At 58.3% G+C, this 2,266-nt stretch carries 2 protein-coding genes; one reads left to right on the top strand and one right to left on the bottom strand.

Annotated features, from left to right (window positions below; translation table 11 throughout):
* Window positions 1-62: 62 nt before the first annotated feature.
* On the bottom strand, window positions 63-1,607 hold the full coding sequence (locus ACFFWD_RS29205) for a winged helix-turn-helix domain-containing protein (RefSeq protein ID WP_376971211.1): 1,545 nt from the start codon (window positions 1,605-1,607) through the stop codon (window positions 63-65).
* On the opposite strand from ACFFWD_RS29205, the gene ACFFWD_RS29200 reads away from it, so the two are divergent.
* Window positions 1,599-2,266: SgcJ/EcaC family oxidoreductase (locus ACFFWD_RS29200; RefSeq protein ID WP_376971209.1), on the top strand; the 668-nt coding region annotated here is incomplete at its 3' end. The genes ACFFWD_RS29205 and ACFFWD_RS29200 overlap by 9 nt on opposite strands.

Below are 2,266 nucleotides of genomic sequence, written 5' to 3'. Positions count from 1 at the left end.
AATGACCCATAAGAGACATTCGGCATCGAAACTGCGTACCCCTTCGGATGTTCTCGACATCACTACGGTAGGCCCGCCTTGCGCAAGCCTTCGGCAAGGCGTTCAGCGTGCTCCTGCTTGGCATGTCGCGTCAGAAGCAAGAACTCGCTGATGGTGAAATCGGGCTGCAGCCGCAACACTTCTGCCGCGGCCTCCATTGCCTCCTCGCTCCGGTCCAATCTAGCAGATGCGGCCGCGCGCCAGACGTGGACAGGCCTAAAACCCGGCAGCCTTCTCGCCGCGGCCCTGAGAACCTCGAACGCCTCTTGATAGCGGCCGTCCAGATAGTAGGCGCTTCCAAGATACATGAGGTACAGGGGTGGGTGGAATGGGTCGAGGCGCATGACCCGCTTGAGGAAGTCGATCGCTTCAGCATTTCTACCGTTTTGGCTCAAGACATGCCCAAAACGTCCGTCTGCAAGATTTGGATTGAGTTCGAACGCGAGCGCGTACTCCGCCAAGCTTTCCTCCCTGCGGTATTGCCAGTGCAATATCCAGGCGAGCGTCGCGTGCGCTTCCGGCAGGGTCTCGTCCAACTCTACTGCCCGCTGCACCACAGATAGAGCGTGGTCGAGTACGCTCTGATCCCGGTACTCCCGCGCGATCGGCTCGTGCGCGGTCGGCTCGATCCAACCTGAAAAATAGGTATTTGCTAATGCGTGCATTGCCAACGCGTAGTTGGGATCGGCGTTCAGAGCCTCCTGGTAAAGCGCCCGTATTGTGGCAATCGTCTGTCCCCGCTTGTCGCGCTGCATGGTCTTCATCAAAGCGTTCCCACGCAGGTAATAGTCATATGCCGCAAGCGTGTGGGGCGGTTTGCGCAGTGCGCGAACAAGTTCGGACTTGGCAACGTGAGTGACCAAAGTCACCACGATCTTTTGTGTGACCTCGTCCTGAACGGCGAAAATGTCGGTAGGCTCGCGGTCATAGTGCTCGGCCCAGAGTTGATGGGCCGTGTTCGCGTCCACAAGCTGGACCGTGATACGCAGGCGCGCTGTACCTCGGCGAACGCTTCCGACCAGAAGATAGCGGACACCGAGCTCCGAACCGATCTGTTTGGCATCGAACTGCTGGCCTTTGTAATTCGATGCCGAATGGTGCGCGATGACGAAGAGGTCACGGAATTTCGAAAGGCCGGTAATGACGTCCTCGGATACTCCATCGCTAAAATAGTCCTGCTCCGGGTCGCCGCTCAAGTTGGAGAATGGAAGCACGGCGATCGAAGGACGATCGGGCAGCGGCAGGGCAGCGGGCTTCGGTTGCGAGACCGTGGCGGCGAACAGGTAGCCTCGGCGAGGAACTGTCTTGATGATCCGCTGATGTTCGTCGCGCAATGCCGAGCGCACCTCGCTCACGCAACGGGCCAGCGAGTCATCCCCCACGAATATGCCTGGCCAGATGGCGCCAAAAAGTTCCTCCTTCGGCACAAGGCGGCTCGCATTCTCGACGAGATACCGCAGCACTTCGAAGCTTTTGGGCCGAAGTTCGACCTCCCGGTCGCCTGCGCGCAAGGACCCGCGTGTCACGTCGAGCGTGTATCCCTCGAATTGGAATATCTCGTGCACCATGAAATTACCGCTTCGACGCAGTTTCGTATCGGCATTGCGTTGGAAATTTCAGCCCTTTTCCAGGATTTTTCCAGCTTTCTTTCAAGGCACCGGCGGCCGGGTGGGCTCCAATTGCATGGAACATCAAACAGGGAGCCCATGATGACCCGCATCGCCATCTCTTTGCTAGGTCTCGTTCTGGTGTGCCTGCCCGCGGCCAGCCTGTCTGCCGGAGCCGAGGACGAGAACGCCCTGCGCGACGTTGAGACACGCTGGCAGGATGTATGGAATAGCCACGACATGAAGGCGCTGGCGGCTCTGTTCACGCCGGACGCAGACTTCATCAACGTCAATGGGCATTTTTGGAAGGGACGCGAAGAAATAGAAAAAAACCATGCAGCCACGCATACAATGATGTTCAAGGAGAGCCTGTGGACTACCCTCGATACAAGCATCCGCTTCCTCGCGCCCGAGGTCGCGCTTGTTCACGTGAAGTGGGCGCTCCGCGGCGACAAGAATCCCGATGGCTCGCTTCGCCAACCAAGAGAGGGTTTCTTTACGCACATATTCATCAAGCGAGGCGGGAGCTGGCTGATCTCGGCCGCACACAATACCAACATCATTTATCCGCCCGGCGTGCCCACCTCGCAAAATACGAATTTGCCGACGAAGCGGTCCCA

Origin of the sequence: Bradyrhizobium erythrophlei (assembly GCF_042430365.1) — a bacterium.
GTDB classification, from domain to species: Bacteria; Pseudomonadota; Alphaproteobacteria; order Rhizobiales; family Xanthobacteraceae; genus Bradyrhizobium; species Bradyrhizobium erythrophlei.
The sequence above is the reverse complement of the archived record's forward strand: the minus strand, read 5'-3'. Positions and strand labels throughout refer to the sequence as shown.